Source organism: Lentzea sp. NPDC005914, assembly GCF_040629405.1.
Taxonomy (GTDB): Bacteria; Actinomycetota; Actinomycetes; order Mycobacteriales; family Pseudonocardiaceae; genus Lentzea.
The window spans coordinates 170,077-189,137 of the sequence record NZ_JBEXVQ010000017.1 but is presented as its reverse complement, the minus strand read 5'-3'; the positions used below and the strand labels follow the sequence as shown (position 1 = coordinate 189,137).

The window sequence follows — 19,061 nt, the reverse complement described above, 5'->3', positions numbered from 1 at the left end:
TTAGAGCCCTGATAGCTATCAGGGTACTGATAGCTATCCATACTCTTACCACACTTCTACGATGGACGGATGCGCAGCGGTGATCGGATCGGTGGTGACGTCAAGCGCGCCGAGCAGGACCTGATGGCCGCGAAGGCGGCCGCGGTGAAGCCGGCGGGCCTGACCGTGCCGCAGTACTCGGCGCTGCTGGCGTTGAGTGAGCACCCCGGCGCTCCCGCGGCGGAGCTCGCCCGGCTGTGCCTGGTCACGCCCCAGACGATGACGACGATCCTGCAGAACCTGGTCGCCCTGGATCTCGTCGCGCGCACACCGCACCAGTGGCAGCGCAACGTCCTGGAGAACCGGCTGACCGAGGCGGGCTACGCGAAGTTCCGCGAGGCGGACAAGGGAGCCGTCGCGGTGGAGCAGAAGCTCGCCGACGCGTTCACGGACGAGGAGCGCACCCAGTTGCGCACGCTCCTGCAGCGGTTCTCGGAGGTCTTAGGGAGTTCTTACCGGACGCGTGAGTAGCCGCCGGATGGCGCAGCCTGTGTGACACCAGTCACACAAGGAGGGTCATTCATGGACAGCCTGCGCGCCGCCTTCTCCGGAACCCTGCTCACCCCGCACGACCACGCGTACGAGGACGCGCGAGCCGTCTTCAACAGCGCCATCGACACGAGACCCGCGGTGATCGCCCAGTGCGACAACACCGCTGACGTGCGCGAAGCACTCGCCTACGCCCAGCGGGCCGGGATGCCGGTGGCGGTGCGCAGCGGCGGTCACAGCGTCGCGGGCGCGAGCCTCGTGCAGGACGGCCTCGTGCTGGACATGCGCCGGATGAACGCCGTCTCGATCTCGCCCGACGCCCGCAGCGCCGTGGTGGGCGGCGGAGCGACGTGGGCCGCGTTCGACCAGGCCGTCCAGCCCCTCGGCGTAGCCACGACCGGCGGCAGGGTCTCCACCACGGGCGTCGCCGGCCTGACGCTGGGCGGCGGCTCCGGCTGGCTCGAGCGCAAGTACGGGCTGGCGTGCGACGACCTGCTCGCCGTCGACCTGGTGCTCGCCGACGGCAGGACGGTGACCGCGAGCGAGACCGAGCACCCCGACCTGTTCTGGGCGCTGCACGGCGGTGGCGGCAACTTCGGCGTGGCCACGTCGTTCACGTTCCGTCTGCACCCGCTGCCCGAGTTCTCCTTCGCCCTCATGCTGTGGCCCGCCGGCGAGGGTGAAGCCCCGATCCGCGCCTACCGCGAGTTCGCGGAGAGCGCGCCGGAGGAGATCGGCGGCGGCGCGCTGTTCCTGACCGGCCCACCAGAGGAGTTCGTACCGGCCGAGCTGGTCGGCAAGCTCTGCTGCGGAATTCTCGTGACCTACATGGGCAAGGCCGACGACCTGCCCGCCCTCATCGCCCCGCTCACCGCGCTGAACCCACGCACAGCGGTGGTGACCGACATCCCCTACGCGGTCTTCCAGTCCATGTTGGACGCCCCGTCCGGCTTCCGGAACTACTGGTCCGGCGAGTACCTGCGATCGCTGCCCGACGAGGCCGTGCACGCGTTCTGCGCCGCCTCCGCCCGGATGATCACCCCGTCACCCTCCCAGCAGGGCATGATCCCGTGGGGAGGCGCGGTGGCCCGCAACGCCGCCGACTGGCCGATGGCCAACCGCGACACCCCCTGGGTCGCGCACCCGCTGGGCCTGTGGGCGGACCCAGCGGACGACCACCGGGCACGGGACTGGGCACGCCACGTCAAGGACGTGCTCGCGCCGTGGACCACAGGCGCGGTCTACCTCAACTTCATCGGCGACGAGGGCGCGGACCGCGTCATCGCCGGCTACGGCAGGCAGAACTACGACCGGCTTGCGGGGATCAAGGCCGAGTACGACCCCGGCAACGTCTTCAACCTCTGGCACAACATCGTGCCCCGCAAGCCCGCAGTCAACGCCTGACGAACTCCAGCGCGATCGAACGCCGGATTCTCCGCCACGCCAGGCACCACCCGCAGGTCCGGCTACGGCAAGCAGAACTACAACCGGCTCGCCGCGATCAAAGCCGAATACGACTCCGACAACGTCTTCAACCTCTGGCACAACATCGTGCCCGCGGTCAGCGCCTGACGAACTCCAGCGTTTCCTCGACCATCCCGGCGAGGAACCGCTCGCGGTCGAACCCCGGCTCCTCCGCCACACCAGGCGGCAACGTGTGCAAGAAGCTGAAATGCCCAGCCCCCGGCACCACCCGCAAGTCGACGGGGCCAGGCGCCCCAAGCAGCAACTCAGCCTGCGAAACCGGCGTCACGGTGTCGCCCGTCCCCGCGAAAACGAGCATCGGCACATCAACCGCATCCAGCGCACCGGGCGCCGCGAACCACCCGGCGGCCGGCGCGAACAACACCAGCCGGGAGATTCGAGGCTCGCGCGGCACCTCGATCGGCTGACGATCACGCCCCCACGGCACCGCACCCGCGAGACACAGCGCAGCCCAGGCACCGATGGAGTGGCCGATCACGACGACCTCCCCGTCGGTGCCGTCCAACGCCTCGACCAGCCCACGTGGCCGCACCAGCAACTCCTCGGTGGCCGCCTGCGGCATCAAGCGGTCGAACCGAGGCGCGATGACCCGCAGTCCCCGGTCCGCCAAGGCATCCAGCAGCGGCCGGTGACGCTCCGGATCGCCGCCACCACCGACCGCGAACAGCACAACCACGCGAAAACCCCCTCAGCGATGCGCAGCCTGTCCGGTCGGCCTGATCAGGATCTCGTTCACGTCCACCGTGGACGGCTGCGAAACGGCATAAAGCACAGCCCTGCCAACATCTTCCGGCTGCAGCTTAGGATCATCCACACGCGACGCCGGAATCGCGTCGGTATCGACAAGTCCAGGTTGGACAACGGTCACCCGCACCCCCGTCCCCACCGCCTCAGCCCGAATCGCCTGAGCCAGCCCGGTGATCGCCCACTTCGTCGCCGAATACAGGTTCCCGGGCCGCACCCCACGCCCAGCCGCCGACCCGGTCAGCACCAGATGCCCACCGGATCGCATCAACGCGGGCATCGCCGCCCGCGCCGTGAACGCGGGCCCGCACACGTTGGTGACCACCATGTCGGTCCATTCGGGCGGTTTCGCACCGGAGTCCGATACGAACGAAGTGTCCACAGAGACGCCCGCGTTCGCGAAGACCACGTCGATCCGGCCCCACCGCGACTCCACGCGCGACATGAGGTCCTGCACGGATTCCCACGAGGAAACGTCACATTTCGCGTCCCAGCCCCGGTCTCCGACGGATTCCGAGGCCGAACGCGAGGCCCTGACCACGCGATAGCCTGCGTCGGCAGCCAGAGCAGCGGTAGCTGCACCGATGCCGCGGGAAGCGCCGGTCACGACGAAGACGTTTTCCATGTGACAGAACCCTAGTCAGAGAAGTGTCAGTGCCGCCTGTTTTGATGTTGGGCATGACTTTGAACCGCAGGTCCGTGTTCGGGCTGGGTACCGTCGCGGCCGCGACGGCCGTGCTCGGCTCCAACGGTGCAGCGCAGGCACAGGATGACGCGGAGGTCGAGATCGAACGCTTCCCGACCACCGCGGACCGGTCACGCAAACGCGTGGCGCAGATCTACCGGCGACAGGCCCGCAAAGCGCGGGGCACCTGGTCGTCGCTGATCACGATCGCCGACCTCGACGGCACCACGAAGTCCGCCGTCGACGAGGCCGCGGACAAGGTCGTCGAGGCCTACAGCGTCAACAAGATCGCGGTCGCGGTCGCGGTGCTCGACAAGGTCGACCGCGGGCTGATCAGGCTCGACCAGACGGTCACGGTGTCCGAGAGCATCGTCATCCAGGACACCGACGGGATCTTCGCGCTCGACGGCGCGTACCCGAGCGAGGTCACCGTTGGTCACGCTCTCGCGAACCTGCTCACCGTCTCGGACAACACCGCGGTCCGCCTGTGCGGCCTGGTCGTGCCGGCGCTCGAGCTGAACCAGATCCTGCGGGACAAGGGTTTCGTGCACACGCAGGTCGTTCCGGTCGCGAACCCGAACCGGTTCTACCTCGGCACCACGACCGCGCGCGAGATGCACTCGTTGCTGCAGAAGCTGGTCGACGGCCAGTTGCTGTCCGCGGCGTCCACGGCGTACCTGCTCAACATCCTGCGCGCGACGGCGAGCTTCACCGACGGCGTGCGGCTGAACCTCACGACCAACGAGCGGCTGCGCGTCGCGACGAAGGCCGGCTGGTTCGAGGACGGCCGAAACGAGGCCGGGATCATGTTCAGCGAGGACAATCGGGCAATCTTGATCTACTCGATGTTCGCGTCCGGCACCTTCGCCGGTGACAAGGCGCAGAACGACCAGGACTTCAGCACCACGCACCCCGCCGTCGCAGCTCGCGCCGAGCTCGGACGGTCCATGTTCGACGCGGTCATCAAGATCACGACCACGAAGCCGAAACACCGTGCAAAGGTTTACAGGTTCTTCAACGGCGGCTGATTCCTGAGATTTATCTGAAAACTGGACCAAAGACCTCTGGTTTTCGGATATATACATACCAACGCCGGGGTCGGTCGTCGCCGCCGTCGACGACCGGCTTCCCCGCGTTGTCTAGAGCGCCGGTTCCACAATGGAGTGGTACCGCCGCGAAACCTCCTCGATCACCTCGTCGAAGTCCGCCGCCCAGATGTCGGCGTTGAAGATCTCCACCTCGACGTCGCCGGCATACCCCGTCGCGGCGACGTGCCTGGTCAGACGGTCGAGGTCGATGTCGCCATCCCCCGGATACCCGCGGCCCAGCAGCACGTCCGCCGGCACCGGCGTGAGCCAGTCGCACACCTGGTACGACGCGATGCGCTCCCCCGCGCGCACGATCTGCGCGTCGAGGTCCGGGTCCCACCACACGTGAAGCGCGTCCACGACGACGCCGACCGACTCGTGTTTCTCGGCGATGTCGAGCGCCTGCGACAACGTCGACAGCACGCCGCGGTCCGCGCAGAACACCGGGTGCATCGGCTCCAGCGCCAGCACGACACCGGCTGCCTTCGCCTCGACGGACAGCTCCGCGATCGCATCGGCAACGCGCTGACGTGCGCCGATGAGGTCCTTGTCGCCCGCCACGCCGCCGACGACCATCACGAGCGTGTCGGTGCGCAACGTGGCGGCTTCTTCGATCGCGCGCCGGTTGTCGTCCATCGCGGCGCGGTTGTCGACGGCCGTCAGGAACCCGCCGCGGCACAACGACGACACCCGCAGGCCCGCGTCCGCGACGAGCTTCGCGGTGCGCTCCAGGCCGTGGTCCGCGACCGGTTCCCGCCACAGCCCGATCGAGGAGATCCCGTGCCGCGCACAGCCCTCGACGGCTTCGACCACGGAAGCGCGCTTGATCGTCGCCTGGTTCAGCGAGAGGCGAGCCACTGCTGCCACCGCCGTTCCGCGAACTCGGGTTCGATCACGCCGGCGATCTCCGCGAGCCGTTTCGCCTCGGCCAGGTGCTCGACGCTGCGGGCGGTCTCCAGGCCGTCGAGCAGCAGGAACCGTTCCTGGTGCCCGGCCAGCCACGCCAGGAACACCACGCCGGTCTTGTAGTAGTAGGTCGGCACGCTGAACAGGTGGCGCGACAACGGAACCGTCGGCGCCATGATCCGGTGGAACTCCTCGCTGTCACCGTCAGCCAGCTTGCGCAGAGCTCGAGCGGCCACCGGGGCGATCGGGTCGAAGATGCCGAGCAGCGCGTCGCTGTAGCCCTGCGAGTCGCCCGCGATCAGGTCCGGGTAGTTGAAGTCGTCGCCGGTGTAGCAGCGGACTCCGGCCGGAAGCCTGCGGCGCAGACCGATCTCGTGATCGGCGTCGAGCAGCGAGACCTTCACGCCGTCGACTTTGTCCGGGCGTTCCGCGATGATCGCCAGGAAGTTCTCGGTGGCCTGGTCGACCTCTGCGGCACCCCAATAGCCCTCCAGCGCCGGGTCGAACGCCGTGCCCAGCCAGTGCAGGACCACCGGTTCGCTGACGTTGTCGAGCAGCGTGCCGTAGACCTTCTGGTAGTCCTCGGGTCCACGAGCACACGCCGCGAGCTGCCGCGAACACATCAGCACGGGCTGTGCGCCCGCCTCCTGCACGACGTCGAGCTGTTCGAGATAGGCCTTCAGCACGTCATCGAGGCCGACCTCACCGGTGAGGTGATCGGTCGCAACACCCGCGCAGATCCGCCCGGTCTTTTCGGCGGCGCTGCGGCGGATCAGCTCGGCGGCGGTCGGCCAGTCCAGGCCCATCCCGCGTTGGGCGGTGTCCATCGCCTCCGCGACGCCCAGGCCGTGCGACCAGAGGTGGTGCCGGAACGCCAAAGTCGCGTCCCAGTCCACCGTGCGTTCGTCCTTCGCCACAACGTGTGCCGCGGCGAACACGATCCGTTCAGACACTGTCGATCTCCACTCGGCGTCCCTCCGAAGAGGACTTGAGACCGGCAGCGGCGAGTGCGACACCTCGTGCGCCCGCGCGGAAGTCGTGCGGGAACGGCATGCCCTGGTAGACGTGCCGCAGGAACTCCGCCCACTGCACCTTGAAGCCGTTGTCGAAGTCCTCGTTGTCCGGCACCTGCTGCCACTGGTCGCGGAACGGGTGCGTGACCGGGAGATCCGGATTCCAGACCGGCTTCGGCGTGACGGCGCGGGGCTGCACGAAACATTCGCGCAGCCCCGCGACCGCACTCCCCTCGGTGCCGTCCACTTGGAACTCGACGAGCTCGTCGCGGCGCACGCGCACGCACCAGGACGAGTTGATCTGGGCGATGACACCGTTTTCAATCTCGAAGATCCCGTACGCGGCGTCGTCCGCCGTGGCCGCGTACTCGTTGTTCTGCTCGTCCCAGCGCGTTGGAATGTGCGTGACGGCCTTGGCGGTCACGGCTTCGACTCGGCCGAAGAGGTCGTGCAGCAGGTAGCTCCAGTGGCAGAACATGTCCGAGACGATGCCGCCGCCGTCCTCCGCGCGGTAGTTCCAGCTCGGGCGCTGCGCGGGCTGCCAGTCGCCCTCGAAGACCCAGTAGCCGAACTCCCCGCGCACGCTGAGGATCCGGCCGAAGAAGCCGCCGTCGATCAGCCGCTTGAGCTTGCGGATGCCGGGCAGGTAGAGCTTGTCGGCGACGACGCCGTGCTTCACGCCCTTCGCGTCGGCCAGGCGCGCGAGCTCCAGCGCTTCCTCGACCGTCTCGCTGACCGGCTTCTCCGTGTAGATGTGCTTGCCGGCCTCGATGGCCTTGGTGATCGACTCGACGTGCCGCGACGTGACCTGGGAGTCGAAGTAGATCTCCACGTCCGGGTCCGCGAGCGCCCCGTCGAGGTCGGTGGTCCAGCGCGCGAGGTCGTGCCGTTCCGCGATCTCCTTGAGCTTGTCGGCGTTGCGGCCCACGAGCACCGGTTCGACCTTGATCACGGTCCCGTCCGGCAACCGCACGCCCTCGTCGCGCAGCGGGAGGAGGGACCGGACCAGGTGCTGGCGATATCCCATCCGCCCGGTGACGCCGTTGACCGCCACGCCAATGGTCCGAACCGCCATCGCACCTCCCTGGTAGCAGCGCTGGAAAGCGCTTTCCCGCCACGCTAATCGCGGCACTTGACGGCCGTCAACCTCCGCGCGAGTTAGTCTCAGCGCTCACATGCACGTTGACGGAGGTGGTCGTGTCCGCACGACAGGTGACGCTCGCCGAAGTGGCCAAGCAGGCGGGTGTGTCGCTGGCGACCGCTTCACGCGTGCTCAACGGCAGCACGCGGCAGGTGAGCGAGGAGCTGAGCGACCGCGTCCTGCGCACAGCGGAGCAGCTCGGTTACGTGCCGAACGCCTCCGCGCAGGCGCTGGCCCGCAACTCCAGCTCGCTGGTCGGCCTGGTGGTGCACGACATCACCGACCCGTACTTCTCCTGCATCGCGGCGGGCGTGACGCGCGTGGCGGAGGAGGCCGGGCTCGTCGTCGTCCTCGGCACGACCGGTCGCCGTCCCGAGCGTGAGGTGGAGCTGCTCTCCACGTTGCGCGCGCATCGGGCGCGTGCGGTCGTGCTGGCCGGTTCGCGGACGACGGACCGTGCGTCGCAGTCCCGCCTGGCCGCCGAGATCGACGCGTTCACCGAGCAGGGCGGGCGTGTCGCGTGCGTGTCGCAGGCGAAGCTCGGTACCGACACGGTCGTGCCCGGTAACCGCGCGGGAGGCCGTGCTCTGGCGCGTGAACTGGCCGCGCTCGGGCACAAGAAGTTCGCCGTATTGGGTGGACCTTCGGAACTCGTGGTGGCCCGCGACCGGCTCGCCGGGTTCAAGGCTGGCCTCGCCGACGCCGGTGTCGCGCCGCCTCTGGTGGTCAACGGGGCGTTCACCCGCGATGGCGGATACGAGGCCGCGCTGGAGATGCTGGCGTCGAAGTCGCGCGCCACGTGCGTGTTCGCCGTGACCGACGTGATGGCGATGGGCGCCATGGCTGCGCTGCGCGAACGGGGCGTGCGGGTGCCCGAGGACATGTCGATCGCCGGGTTCGACGACATCCCGACGCTGCGCGACACGGTGCCGGCTCTCTCGACCGTGCGGCTGCCGTTGGAGGAGATGGGCGAGATCGCCGCCGGGCTCGTGCTGGACGCTGGTGGTGACGAGGCACGCACCGTCCGTGTGGCGGGCGAGGTGGTGCTCAGGGCCTCGACTGCCCACAATTAGACTCATCTGGCTGTACACGTACTTAGTCATGAGGAGTTGAGCCGTCCCCATGGGGTCTGGCCCTGGCTGGCATACCAACCCGGTCCCTTGCCTTGGAGCGCATAGGTGACCGGAATCCTTCTGAGCGTGCTCGGTCTGCTCGCCGTCGTGGCGCTGACCGCCGGCACCTTCATCGCGGTGGCGGCGGAGTTCTCGCTGACCGCGCTGGAACGCAGCACCGTCGAGCGGCACGTCGCCGAGGTCGGTGACGCGAAGGCGCGGACCATCGACCGCGCGCACCGCACGTTGTCCTTCCAGCTCTCCGGCGCCCAGCTCGCCATCACGCTGACCACGCTGATCACCGGGTACATCGCGGAACCCGCGATCGCCTCGCTGATCGAGCCGGGGCTGTCCGCTCTGGGCGTGCCGCACGGCGTGGCCGGCGGGTTGTCGCTGTTCCTGGCTCTGGCGATCGCCACGGCGCTGTCGATGGTGTTCGGCGAGCTGGTCCCGAAGAACCTGGCGATCGCGAAGCCGCTGGAGACCGCGCGGCTGGTCGTCGGCATCCAGGCGGGGTTCTCCGCGGTCTTCCGGTGGCTGATCAACTGGATGAACAACTCGGCGAACTGGCTGGTCAGGCGCCTGGGCGTCGAACCGGTCGAGGAGCTGGCCTCCGCCCGCTCGCCCGAGGAGCTGGGCGCGCTGGTGCGGACGTCCGCCGAGCACGGGACTCTCGACGAGGGCACGGCCGTGCTGCTGGGCCGGTCGCTGCGGTTCGGCGACCGCACGGCGGGCGAGCTGATGACGCCGCGCGTGCGGGTGGAGGCTCTGCGTGCCGACGCGACGGTCGCTGATCTTGTGCTGAAGGCTCGCGAGACGGGCTTCTCGCGGTTCCCGGTGCACGACGGGTCGTTGGACGAGGTGCGCGGCATTGTGCACGTGAAGCAGGCTTTCGCCGTGCCTTCCGCTCTGCGCGGGACGACTCCTCTCTCCGCTCTGACCCGGCCGGTGTACTCCGTGCCGGAGACGCTGGAGGGCGACGCCCTGCTGGACCGGCTGCGCGCGTCCGGCCTGCAGACCGCTCTGGTCGTGGACGAGTACGGCGGCACCGCCGGTCTCGTGACGCTCGAGGACGTCGTCGAGGAGATCGTCGGCGACGTGCGCGACGAGCACGACCGCGGCGAGGCGCCGCCGGTGCGGTCGCTCGGCAAGGGCAGCTGGCTCGTGTCCGGGCTGCTGCGCGACGACGAGGTCGCCGAGGCGACCGGGTTCCGCATGCCCGAGGGCGACTACGAGACGCTGGCCGGGCTGGTCCTGGCCCGGCTGGGGCGAATTCCCGACGTCGGCGACGAGATCCGCGTCGACGGCTGGAGGGTGACCGTGATGAGGATGGACCGCCACCGCGTGGCCGAGCTGCGGGTGGTGTCGTCGTGAACTTCCTCATCGTCGTGTTGCTGCTGGCGGGCAACGCCTTCTTCGTCGGCGCCGAGTTCGCCGTGATCACCGCCCGTCGCGACCGCCTGGAAGCATTGGCGGACAAGGGTTCTGCCCGCGCCCGCACCGCGATCAAGGCGTCGCAGCAGTTGCCGTTGCTCATCGCCGGCGCGCAGCTGGGCATCACGCTCTGCTCGCTCGGCCTGGGTGCGATCGCCGAGCCCGCGCTGGCGTCGGTGCTGGAGGGGCCCCTCGGCGCCGTTGGCCTGCCGCTGGCCGTGGTGCACGGTGTGGCGTTCGCGGCGGCGCTGGTCATCGTCGTCGCGCTGCACACGATCCTCGGCGAGATGGTGCCGAAGAACCTCGCGATCGCCGGTCCCGAGCGGGCCGCGGTGTGGCTGGTTCCCGTGCACTACGCCTTCTCGCGGATGATCGCGCCCGCTCTGGCGTTGTTCACCATCGCGGGCCGCTGGGTGCTGCGGCGGTTCGGCGTCGAGCCCGTGGACGAGCTGGAGTCGGCCTACACGCCTGATGAGCTGGCGTTGCTGATCGGCCAGTCCCGGTCCGAGGGGCTGCTGGAGGACTCGGAGCATCGCCGCCTGGCGCAGACGTTGTCCTCGGCCGAGCGCACGGTGGCGGACGTTTTGGTGCCGCTGGATCGGCTGACGACCGTGTCCGCTTCGCCGACCGTGGGCGAGATCGAGGCGGCCGTGGCGGCCACCGGGTTCTCGCGCTTCCCCGTGTTGTCGGAGGCTGGGCTGATCGGGTATCTGCACGTCAAGGACGTGCTGGACCTCGAGGGCGCCGCCACCCCGGTGCCGCGGGCTCGGGTGCGCGGGTTGCCCGAGGTGCCCGTGGACGCCCGTCTGGACGAGGCTCTGGCCGCTCTGCGCCGGGCGCAGTCGCACCTCGCGCGCGCGGTGTCGGCTGACGGGTCCGAGTTCGGCGTGGTGGCGCTCGAGGACCTGGTCGAGGAGTACGTCGGCACCGTGCGCGACGGTACCCACGTCCGCTGGGTCTAGGTCGCCGCGGTGCGGATCTCCAGCATGACGCAGCCCTGGTCCGTCCGATAAGGACCGTGCGGCATTCCAGGGCGGCGGCTGGCGAAGTGGCCTGGGCCGAAGGTTCGGCCCAGGCTCAGGTCGGTGAGGTCGCCTTCCAGGAGGTAGACCTCCTCGTGGTAGTCGTGGCGGATCACCCCTGAGGTTTCGAGACCCGGTTGCCAGCGGGCGATTCGGGTCAGGGTCGAGGTGTCCGGGTCGCGGCTCAGGACGCGTTCGGTGACGCCGGGGTCGGACGGGTGCCAGTCGAGGGCGTCCACCGGGAAGAACTCGTGTTGCTCGCGCACCTAGAGCCTCCGGTTGGCCAGGACGGGCAGCATCGCGCGGGCCTCGTCCACGAGCGGAACGTCCACATCGGACAGGATTGTGCCGGGAGGGCCGTCCAGCTGCTCGCGGACGGTGCCGAGCGGGTCGATCACGGCGCTGCGGCCGATTCCCGTCGGGGCGGAACCGTGGTCGGTGTCCGGGTCGGCCTGGCCGCAGGCGAGGACCCAGGAGGTGGCGTCCAGGGCGCGGGCTCGGGTCAGCAGGTCCCATTGGCCCGCCTTGCCGGGGCCCGCGCCCCAGGAGGCGCCGAGCAGGATCACGGGCGCGGTGTCGGCCAGGGCGCGGAAGAGTTCGGGGAAGCGGACGTCGTAGCAGGTGGCGAGGCCGAACGTGATGCCGTCGACGTCGAAGGTCACGGGCTTGTCGCCTGGGGTGACGGTGTCGGACTCGCGGAAGCCGAACGCGTCGAACAGGTGGATCTTGTTGTAGCCGAGGTGCAGGCCGGCGCCGGTCACGAGTGTCGTGTTGGAGACACGGCCGTTGATGCCCGGCGTGAACATGCCGGCGACTACGACGACGTTGTGTTCGTCGGCGATTTCGCGGACGGCGGTGGCCCAGGGGCCGTCGAGCGGTTCGGCGACCGGGGCGAGAGGGACGCCGAAACGGCACTGCGTGGCTTCCGGGAAGTGCACGATGCGGGCGCCCTGCCGAGCAGCTTCGGCCACCTGCGTGCGGACGGTGGCCAGGTTTTCGGCCGGATCAGCGGTGGAGCTGATCTGGTTCAGTGCGATGCGCATGATCCTCCTCTGGTATACATGCTGTATGCAGGGTGTGGCCAAAGAGAGTGACAGCTTGTCCGGCAGGGAAAAGGCCTACGAGTTCCTGAAGGACACGATTCTCGCCGACCCCGAGATGCAGGGGCGGTTCATCAGCGAGCAGGACGTCGCCAACCAGATCGGCGTGTCCCGCACGCCGATTCGTGAGGCCCTGCTGCTGCTCGCGGCCGAGGACCTCGTGCAGCTCGTGCCGAAGAAGGGTGCGTACGTCGCGCCGTTGTCGTCGCGGCAGATCAGCGAGCTGATGGAGTTGCGCGGGGTCGTTGAGCGGTACGCGGCCGAACGCACGATGGGCGAAGGCACGGTGCCGCTGCGGAAGATGCAGGAGCTCATCGAGCAGCAGCGGTGGCTCGTGGAGGACGCGCGGCAGTTCATCGACGTCGACCGGCAGTTCCACGCGCTTTTGGTCGCGGCGACGGGCAACGAGCTGTTGACGAAGACCTACGAGGGGCTGCGCGCACGGCAGGTGCGCGCGGGTGTGGTCGCGTTGTACCGGGCCCAGAACCGGCAGCTGGCCGTGATCGACGAGCACAACGCGATCGTGGCCGCTCTCGAGTCCGGAGACGTCGGCGCGGCCACCGCGGCGATCACCGCTCACTTGGACACCACGCTGAAGTTGCTGCTCAACGGCTGAGGATCTGCCTCGGGCTGCGGGTCGCGACCGAGCCACAGGCCGATGAGCGTCACCACGCACGCCACGCTGACGTAGAGGCCGACGACGACCCACGTGTTGAAGCCGGCCAACAGCGCGGTGAACAGCAACGGCGCCACGTGTCGATCAGCGGGAACAGCACGAACGGCCACACCGCGCCGCACACCGCGGCCGCCGCGTAGAAGCCGCGCCGGTTGATCCGGTCCGACAACCAGCCGGCCAGCGGCATCAGGAACAGCTGGAAGCCCGACGCGATCAGCACGGCGATGAGGCCGTAGTTGCGCGGGAGCTTCAGCTGGGTCGTGAGGTAGGTCAGCACGAAGACGGTGTGCAGCGCATAGAGGACGTCCGGACCGACGCGGCACAGCACGGCGGTGACCAGCGGGCGGGTCTGCGTGCGGAACACCTCGCTGACCGGCGCGGACGGCCGTTCGCCGCGTTCCTGGATCGCCCTGAAGACCGGGGTCTCCTCCAGCTTCACCCGGATCCACAGGCCGAAGATCACCAGCACCGCGGACAGCAGGAACGCCATGCGCCAGCCCCACGACATGAACGCCGCGTCCGACAGCGCCACGCCGAGGAGCGCCAGTACGCCGTTCGCCATCAGGTTGCCGGCGGGCGGGCCGATCTGGGCCGCTGACGCCCAGAAGCCGCGCTGCTCGGGGTTGCCGTATTCGCTGGACAACAGCACGGCGCCGCCCCACTCACCGCCGAGCCCGACGCCTTGCGCGAACCGCAGCAGCACGAGCAGCACACCGGCCGCGGGACCGATCGCGGCGTGCGTCGGCAACACACCGATGAGCAACGTTGCGATGCCGGTGATCAGCAACGTCGTGACGAGCACGCGTTTGCGGCCGATCTTGTCGCCGAGCCTGCCGAAGAAGAACCCGCCGAGCGGCCGCGACAGGTAGCCGACCGCATACGTCGAGAACGCGAGCAGTGTCGCGGTGAGCGGTTCGGAGCTCGGGAAGAACAACGGGCCGAGCACGACGGCGGCGGCGACGTTGTAGATCGCGAAGTCGTACCACTCCAGAGCGGTACCGGAGAGCGAGGCGACGAACGCCCGCACCAGGGCCGAACGTGGCACCGGCGGTGATGTGGCCGTCGTTGCTGAGCCTGTCCTTGATGCATCAGTCGGCATGCGGTAATACTGCCTGTATACAACTCGTATGCGCAAGGAGTACCGCATGTCTACCGCTCGTACACAGCTCACCGCACTGCAGTTCGATCTTCCTGACGGCACCGTCGAAGAGGTCGCTGTGACGACCTTGCTGAACGGCGGATACGCAGGTCGGAGCCAGGACGACGTGGCCGCTCACGTGCGCGAACTAGCCGAACTAGGCGTGCCCGCGCCGTCCGTCACGCCAAGCCTCTACCCCGTCTCGCCGTACCTCGCGCAGCAGACGTCAGCGGTTCCCGCACAGCACAAGAAGACCTCCGGCGAGGCCGAGTGGGCTTTGGTCGTGACCGAAGACGACGTGCTGCTGACCGTCGCGTGCGACCACACAGACCGTGCGTTGGAGGTGCACGGCGTCGCGTGGAGCAAGAACGCGAGCCCCGACGTGCTCGGCCGCAAGGCGTGGCGGCTGTCCGACGTCGCGGACCGCGTCGACGAGATCGAACTGACCGCATGGGCGGACGGCGTGGAGATCCAGCGCGGCACGCTCGCCGAGCTGCTGACCCCGCAGTACTGGGTGGACCGGCTGCGTGCTCTGGGCCTGCTCAAGCCCGGCACAGTGCTGCTGTCCGGCACCATCCCGATGCATCACGGCGTCGAGCAGTTCGCGTCGAAGTGGCGCGTTGAGCTGCGCGATCCGGCCACCGGTGATGTCATCGACTGCGACTACGAGGTGACCCTGCTGCCGGATCCGATCGGCTGAGCTCGGTATGTGATCCCCAGGCTCCTGTCGAAATCCGTGCCGCCTGGTTCGACCTATGGGCGACGGACACACACAGGAGGCAGCAATGGGCATCGTGTTCACCGGCGCCAGCACGTCGATCGACGGCTACATCTCAGGCCCAGGCGAAACCGGCTTCGACCAGCTCTTCCGCTGGCACACCACCGGCGACGTCGAACTGGCCGCGCCGACCGGCGTGTTCTCGTTCAAGCTGACCCCCGGCAGCGCCGCCTACTTCGGCGCCCAGATCGAGGCCACCGGCGCGCTCGTCGTGGGCCGCAAGCTCTACGACCTGACGAACGGCTGGAACGGCCAGCACCCGCTGGGCGTGCACACCATCGTGCTCACCCACAGGCCGTTGGAGGACAACGAGCACTTCTCGTTCGTCAGCGGCGGCATCGAGGAAGCCGTAGCGGTGGCCCAAAAACACGCGGGCGACAAGGCCGTGGGGCTCAACGGCGGCGAGATCGCGCGGCAGGCCATCGACGCCGGCCTGGTCGACGAGATCTGGCTCGACCTGGTACCGGTGCTGCTCGGCGGCGGCACACCGTTCTTCGCGCCGGGCAAGGGCTTCGAGCTTGAAGGCCCGCTCTCGGTGATCAAGAGCGTAAGCGTCACGCACCTGCGCTACAAAGTGAAGTATGGAGCTCCGAAAGCTCAGTGACGCCGACGCGGCGGAGCTGCTGCAGGTGATCACGGAATCGCTCGAGCATCTGCGGCCGTGGATGCCGTGGGCGCACGTCGACTACGACGCGTCCACCGCCGCCGGGTTCCTCGCCATGGCGGTGAGCACCTGGGAGCGCGGCACGATGTTCCACCACGCGATCACCGTCGACGGCGCGATCGTCGGCGTGATCACCGCGGACCGCACCCAGGAAAGCGATCTCGTGGAGATCGGCTACTGGCTCCATCCCGCCTTCACCGGACGCGGCCTCGCCACGAAAGCGGCCGCCGAGTTGGTCGAGTTCGCGTTCGCGCTCGACGGGGTGCGCAGGCTCCAGATCTGGCACGACGCGGCCAACATCGCGAGCAGCGGTGTGCCGCGGCGCCTCGGGTTCACCGAGATCGACCGCGCACACCGCCGCGCGAACCCGCGATCGGCAACCGCGTCGGGGTGGACGTGGTGTGGGAGTTGAGGCGTTAGGGGACGATTTCGAGCTGCGCCATCATGCCGATCCACGAGTGTTCGAGGAAGTGGCAGTGGTAGACGTAGCGGCCGGTGTAGCCGGTGAACGTCGCCTGGACCTTGACGGTGTCGCCCGCGACGATCGGGATCGTGTCCTTGAGGCCCGCGTCGCCGGGCAGGGGCGGGCCGCCGTTGCGCTCCAGGACGCGGAACTGGACCAGGTGCAGGTGGAAGTTGTGCTTGACGCCGGTCGGGTCGGAGCTCTTGATGAGCCAGGTCTCGGTGGCGCCGCGCTTGATCGTGAAGTCGACGCGGTCCATGTCGAAGACCTTGCCGTTGATCACGCCGTCCGGGCGGTCGTTGGGCTTGAAGACGAACGACAGGTCGACGACGCGGTCCACTGTGGAGTACGGCATGGCGGGCAGCGGGCGCAGGGCGGCGGGGACGCGGCTCGAGTCCGAGGCGCGGCGCACCACGTCGAAGCGGAGGATCTCGCCCGCCACGGCGTCGGTCAGGACGACGTGCGAACCCACCGGGTACTTCGAGAAGTCGATGACGATGTCGGAGCGCTCGGCAGAGGAGAGGATGAGCTCGTCCTGCTCGAGGGTGGTGGCCAGCAGGCCGCCGTCGGAGCCGATGCGGGTGAACTTGTCGCCGGTGAGCTTGAGCTTGAAGACGCGCTGGTTGGCGGAGTTGACCAGGCGGAAGCGGTACTTGCGGGCGGCGACCTCGAAGTAGGGCTGTGGGACGCCGTTGGCCAGCACGACCGTGCGCTTGCTGGGGTCGTCGAAGACCACGATGTTGCCGCTGTCGTCGAACTGGATGTCGCGCAACAGGATCGGGATGTCGTAGGCACCGGACGGCAGGTTCAGCGCGCGTTCGGAGTCGTCCTCGATGACGTAGGCGCCATGCAGTCCTAAGTAGACGTGCGCGGCTTCGGAACCGTGGCTGTGGTCGTGGTACCAGAGGGTGGTGCCCTGCTGGGTGTTCGGGTAGAGGTACAGGCGGGTGCGGCCGGGTTCGATGAGGTCCTTCGGGTGGCCGTCGTGCTCGGGCGGCGTGTGACCGCCGTGCAGGTGGACGTTGGCGGCCTCGTCCATCTTGTTGTGGAACATGATGAGGGTCTTGCGGCCCGTCTTCGCCTTGATCGTCGGGCCGACGAACTGCCCGCCGAAGCCCATGACCGGCGACTGCAGGCCGGGCAGGATCTCCGCTGTCGTTCTTTCGATCGAGAGCTGATAGACCTCCTGTTTCGCCGTGGACACCACCGGTTTGAGCACGGGCGGCACGGGCATCGGGCGTGTCCACGGCACGATCTCCGGTTTCGCGCCGGTGAAGATCTTCGACTCCTGGAACGTGGTGACGTGCTTGCCGTGCTCCGAGTCCTCGTGACCCTGGGCAGGCGCGAGCAGTCGCGGCACACCGAAAACACCGGCCGCGACCCCGCCCGCGGCGAGCACACCTCGTCTGTTGAGCATCGCTGTTCCCCTAAGCGCCCCAGGCGGATGCGAGCGTGAGAACGCTTCCGCGGCGGTTGGATGCGGCGGAAACCTACGCCGGACGCTCAGGGGGAACACCTAGTTCCTTCGACGGCCGTTGATGTGCGTGCACGACCGTCTCAAGAGGCCAGTGCGGCTTTCACCGAACGAGTGCGCTCGTCCGCGAGCACCTCGTCATCACCGTTCTGAATCGCCTGCAGCACTTGGGAAACGACGTCCTCGGGCGAGATCTTGGGCGCGTCGACGATCGAGGCCATGTCCGTGTCGATGAAGCCCGCGTGCACGGCGATGACCTGAGTTCCCTGTCCCTGCAACGCTTCCCGCGTCGAGTTCGTCAGCGACCAGCCGGCCGCCTTGGACGCCGCGTAGCCGCGGAAGGCCGGGCGGCCGATGAACGAGAGGACGCTCAGCACGTTGACGATCGCGCCGCCGCCATTGGCTTTCAGAATGGGTGCGAACGCGTCGGTCGTGCGGACGATCCCGAAGAAGTTGACCTCGAATTCTGCCCGGATGCTGTCAACGTCCTCGCCCGCGAGGAGCACGCCGGCGTTGTTGATGACGATCGAGACGTCTCCGAGCTCCTTCGCCGCCGCCTCCACGGACGCGTCGTCGCTCACGTCCAGCTGGACCGGAATGACCCCGTCGTCCACCACGGACGCGGGGTTGCGCGCCCCTGCGTAGACCTTCGCTCCCCTCTTCGCGAACTCCTGGGCGAACACCCGGCCGAGCCCTCGGTTGGCCCCGGTGACGAGCACGGTTGCAGTGTTGAAGTCCATCACTACCTCCTAAGTTGGCTTTCCAAACCCACCGTAGCGAGGTAAGTTGGATTTGCCAACTCACTGATAGGATGCTCACATGACCCCTCGAAGCTGCTCCGTGGCGAACGCGCTGGAGATCGTCGGCGAGCGCTGGTCGTTGCTGGCGCTGCGCGAGGTCTTCTTCGGCAACACCCGGTTCGACCAGATCGCCGCGAACACCGGTGTCTCCCGCGATGTGCTCGCCGCGCGCCTGAAGAAGCTGGTCACCGCCGGCGTGCTGGAGAAGGTGCAGTACTCCACGCACCCGCCGCGGCACGAGTACCACCTGACCGAGTCGGGCCGCGCACTGCACAACGTGCTGCTGATGCTCAAGGAGTGGGGCGATCAGTACGTGACCGAGGAGCCCCTCCCACTCGTGTACGAGCACTCCTGCGGCAACGTGCTCGAGCCGCGCGTCGTGTGCGCTTCGTGCGGCGAGGAGGCTTCGCTGGAGTCGCTGACCCGCGCGCCGGCTTCGGCGGCGTCGTGACCGCGGATCTCGGCGCGCGGCTGGAGGCGTTGCGGGAGCAGGTCGGCGCTTCGTGGATGGTCGGGTTCGAGAACGTCGACGGCGGTCACCCGTTCATCGAGGTCTCAGAGGGCCCTGTCTACCGGCTCACCGCCTACGAACGCGGGCGGCGGCTGTTCGCGAAGGAGACGACGAAGCTCGACGAGATCTTGTACTGGGCGATGTACGAGGTCACGTGGACGATGGCCTACTCGTGGGCGGTGCAGCACCCGATTGCGAGCGAGGAGCAGCGGTTCACGGCGTTCCGGCGCCAGGAGGAGTTGCTGGGGTCGCTGGACCCGAGGTGGGCCGGCCGCGCGCAGGCTTCACGGCCTCGGTGA

General features: G+C 68.4%; 21 protein-coding genes and 2 pseudogenes. 13 read left to right on the top strand and 10 right to left on the bottom strand.

Going from position 1 to position 19,061, the window contains the following annotated elements; all coding sequences use genetic code 11:
• The first annotated feature begins 69 nt into the window (after nucleotides 1-69).
• The 3 genes and pseudogenes from ABZ345_RS24770 to ABZ345_RS24760 all read left to right on the top strand — a co-directional run.
• Nucleotides 70-510, top strand: a complete 441-nt coding sequence (locus ABZ345_RS24770) for a MarR family transcriptional regulator (protein WP_359853083.1) — start codon at nucleotides 70-72, stop codon at nucleotides 508-510.
• Between the two features lie 51 nt (nucleotides 511-561).
• Nucleotides 562-1,932 (top strand): FAD-binding oxidoreductase, encoded by a 1,371-nt coding sequence (locus ABZ345_RS24765; RefSeq protein WP_359853080.1) that lies wholly within the window; start codon nucleotides 562-564, stop codon nucleotides 1,930-1,932.
• Nucleotides 1,933-2,007: 75 nt separating this feature from the next.
• A pseudogene (locus ABZ345_RS24760) lies at nucleotides 2,008-2,100 on the top strand (BBE domain-containing protein); the annotation flags it as partial.
• On the opposite strand, the gene ABZ345_RS24755 reads toward ABZ345_RS24760, so the two are convergent.
• Together ABZ345_RS24755 and ABZ345_RS24750 are read right to left on the bottom strand one after the other, a co-directional pair.
• Complete coding sequence (locus ABZ345_RS24755; RefSeq protein WP_359853078.1) at nucleotides 2,090-2,689, bottom strand: hypothetical protein; 600 nt, start codon at nucleotides 2,687-2,689, stop codon at nucleotides 2,090-2,092. The pseudogene ABZ345_RS24760 and the gene ABZ345_RS24755 sit on opposite strands and share 11 nt — an antisense overlap.
• 12 nt (nucleotides 2,690-2,701) lie before the next feature.
• Nucleotides 2,702-3,382, bottom strand: coding sequence for an SDR family NAD(P)-dependent oxidoreductase (locus ABZ345_RS24750; RefSeq protein WP_359853075.1), 681 nt, complete (start codon nucleotides 3,380-3,382; stop codon nucleotides 2,702-2,704).
• Nucleotides 3,383-3,435: 53 nt separating this feature from the next.
• On the opposite strand from ABZ345_RS24750, the gene ABZ345_RS24745 reads away from it, so the two are divergent.
• Nucleotides 3,436-4,470, top strand: a complete 1,035-nt coding sequence (locus tag ABZ345_RS24745; RefSeq protein ID WP_359853072.1) for a serine hydrolase — start codon at nucleotides 3,436-3,438, stop codon at nucleotides 4,468-4,470.
• Nucleotides 4,471-4,581: 111 nt separating this feature from the next.
• Here the strand turns inward: ABZ345_RS24745 and ABZ345_RS24740 are convergent, their stop codons facing one another.
• The 3 genes from ABZ345_RS24740 to ABZ345_RS24730 are packed head-to-tail and all read right to left on the bottom strand — an operon-like array spanning nucleotide 4,582 to nucleotide 7,524.
• Nucleotides 4,582-5,397 carry a sugar phosphate isomerase/epimerase gene (locus ABZ345_RS24740; RefSeq protein ID WP_359853070.1) on the bottom strand — a complete coding sequence of 272 codons (816 nt, stop codon included), beginning with the start codon at nucleotides 5,395-5,397 and terminating at the stop codon, nucleotides 4,582-4,584.
• Nucleotides 5,370-6,389, bottom strand: coding sequence for a dihydrodipicolinate synthase family protein (locus tag ABZ345_RS24735; protein ID WP_359853067.1), 1,020 nt, complete (start codon nucleotides 6,387-6,389; stop codon nucleotides 5,370-5,372). The genes ABZ345_RS24740 and ABZ345_RS24735 overlap by 28 nt, the downstream gene beginning before the upstream one ends.
• A complete protein-coding gene (locus ABZ345_RS24730) occupies nucleotides 6,382-7,524 on the bottom strand; it encodes a Gfo/Idh/MocA family oxidoreductase (protein ID WP_359853064.1) in 1,143 nt (380 codons plus the stop codon). The genes ABZ345_RS24735 and ABZ345_RS24730 overlap by 8 nt, the downstream gene beginning before the upstream one ends.
• 122 nt (nucleotides 7,525-7,646) lie before the next feature.
• Here ABZ345_RS24730 and ABZ345_RS24725 point away from each other — a divergent pair, with 122 nt between their 5' ends.
• From ABZ345_RS24725 to ABZ345_RS24715, 3 genes are all read left to right on the top strand, one after another.
• The gene (locus ABZ345_RS24725) at nucleotides 7,647-8,663 is read left to right on the top strand and encodes a LacI family DNA-binding transcriptional regulator (protein WP_359853061.1); all 1,017 of its coding nucleotides are present in this window, start codon (nucleotides 7,647-7,649) and stop codon (nucleotides 8,661-8,663) included.
• Between the two features lie 105 nt (nucleotides 8,664-8,768).
• Nucleotides 8,769-10,076, top strand: a complete 1,308-nt coding sequence (locus ABZ345_RS24720; RefSeq protein WP_359853058.1) for a hemolysin family protein — start codon at nucleotides 8,769-8,771, stop codon at nucleotides 10,074-10,076.
• The gene (locus tag ABZ345_RS24715) at nucleotides 10,073-11,098 is read left to right on the top strand and encodes a hemolysin family protein (protein WP_359853055.1); all 1,026 of its coding nucleotides are present in this window, start codon (nucleotides 10,073-10,075) and stop codon (nucleotides 11,096-11,098) included. The genes ABZ345_RS24720 and ABZ345_RS24715 overlap by 4 nt, the downstream gene beginning before the upstream one ends.
• Here ABZ345_RS24715 and ABZ345_RS24710 read toward each other — a convergent pair.
• Both ABZ345_RS24710 and ABZ345_RS24705 read right to left on the bottom strand, forming a co-directional pair.
• Complete coding sequence (locus ABZ345_RS24710; protein ID WP_359853053.1) at nucleotides 11,095-11,424, bottom strand: cupin domain-containing protein; 330 nt, start codon at nucleotides 11,422-11,424, stop codon at nucleotides 11,095-11,097. The two genes, ABZ345_RS24715 and ABZ345_RS24710, sit on opposite strands and share 4 nt — an antisense overlap.
• Nucleotides 11,425-12,201: a carbon-nitrogen hydrolase family protein gene (locus ABZ345_RS24705; protein ID WP_359853050.1), complete on the bottom strand. Its 777-nt coding sequence runs from the start codon at nucleotides 12,199-12,201 to the stop codon at nucleotides 11,425-11,427. It abuts the gene before it with no gap.
• Between the two features lie 55 nt (nucleotides 12,202-12,256).
• On the opposite strand from ABZ345_RS24705, the gene ABZ345_RS24700 reads away from it, so the two are divergent.
• Nucleotides 12,257-12,874 carry a GntR family transcriptional regulator gene (locus tag ABZ345_RS24700; protein WP_359853047.1) on the top strand — a complete coding sequence of 206 codons (618 nt, stop codon included), beginning with the start codon at nucleotides 12,257-12,259 and terminating at the stop codon, nucleotides 12,872-12,874.
• Here ABZ345_RS24700 and ABZ345_RS24695 read toward each other — a convergent pair.
• Nucleotides 12,835-14,033, bottom strand: a pseudogene (locus ABZ345_RS24695) (MFS transporter). The gene ABZ345_RS24700 and the pseudogene ABZ345_RS24695 overlap by 40 nt on opposite strands.
• A gap of 46 nt (nucleotides 14,034-14,079) precedes the next feature.
• Between ABZ345_RS24695 and ABZ345_RS24690 the strand changes: the two are divergent.
• The 3 genes from ABZ345_RS24690 to ABZ345_RS24680 all read left to right on the top strand — a co-directional run bounded on the left by ABZ345_RS24690 (nucleotide 14,080) and on the right by ABZ345_RS24680 (nucleotide 15,926).
• Entirely contained in the window at nucleotides 14,080-14,772 is a 693-nt protein-coding gene (locus ABZ345_RS24690) for a DUF2848 domain-containing protein (RefSeq protein WP_359853044.1), read from the top strand.
• Nucleotides 14,773-14,857: 85 nt separating this feature from the next.
• Nucleotides 14,858-15,454 (top strand): dihydrofolate reductase family protein, encoded by a 597-nt coding sequence (locus ABZ345_RS24685; RefSeq protein WP_359853042.1) that lies wholly within the window; start codon nucleotides 14,858-14,860, stop codon nucleotides 15,452-15,454.
• A complete protein-coding gene (locus ABZ345_RS24680) occupies nucleotides 15,432-15,926 on the top strand; it encodes a GNAT family N-acetyltransferase (RefSeq protein ID WP_359853039.1) in 495 nt (164 codons plus the stop codon). The genes ABZ345_RS24685 and ABZ345_RS24680 overlap by 23 nt, the downstream gene beginning before the upstream one ends.
• A 4-nt stretch (nucleotides 15,927-15,930) precedes the next feature.
• Here the strand turns inward: ABZ345_RS24680 and ABZ345_RS24675 are convergent, their stop codons facing one another.
• Together ABZ345_RS24675 and ABZ345_RS24670 are read right to left on the bottom strand one after the other, a co-directional pair.
• The gene (locus ABZ345_RS24675) at nucleotides 15,931-17,394 is read right to left on the bottom strand and encodes a multicopper oxidase family protein (RefSeq protein WP_359853036.1); all 1,464 of its coding nucleotides are present in this window, start codon (nucleotides 17,392-17,394) and stop codon (nucleotides 15,931-15,933) included.
• Nucleotides 17,395-17,534: 140 nt separating this feature from the next.
• The gene (locus ABZ345_RS24670) at nucleotides 17,535-18,191 is read right to left on the bottom strand and encodes an SDR family oxidoreductase (RefSeq protein WP_359853034.1); all 657 of its coding nucleotides are present in this window, start codon (nucleotides 18,189-18,191) and stop codon (nucleotides 17,535-17,537) included.
• A gap of 79 nt (nucleotides 18,192-18,270) precedes the next feature.
• Here ABZ345_RS24670 and ABZ345_RS24665 point away from each other — a divergent pair, with 79 nt between their 5' ends.
• Both ABZ345_RS24665 and ABZ345_RS24660 read left to right on the top strand, forming a co-directional pair.
• Nucleotides 18,271-18,702 (top strand): helix-turn-helix domain-containing protein, encoded by a 432-nt coding sequence (locus tag ABZ345_RS24665; RefSeq protein ID WP_359853032.1) that lies wholly within the window; start codon nucleotides 18,271-18,273, stop codon nucleotides 18,700-18,702.
• A complete protein-coding gene (locus ABZ345_RS24660) occupies nucleotides 18,699-19,061 on the top strand; it encodes an Imm63 family immunity protein (protein ID WP_359853029.1) in 363 nt (120 codons plus the stop codon). Before ABZ345_RS24665 ends, ABZ345_RS24660 begins: the two co-directional genes overlap by 4 nt.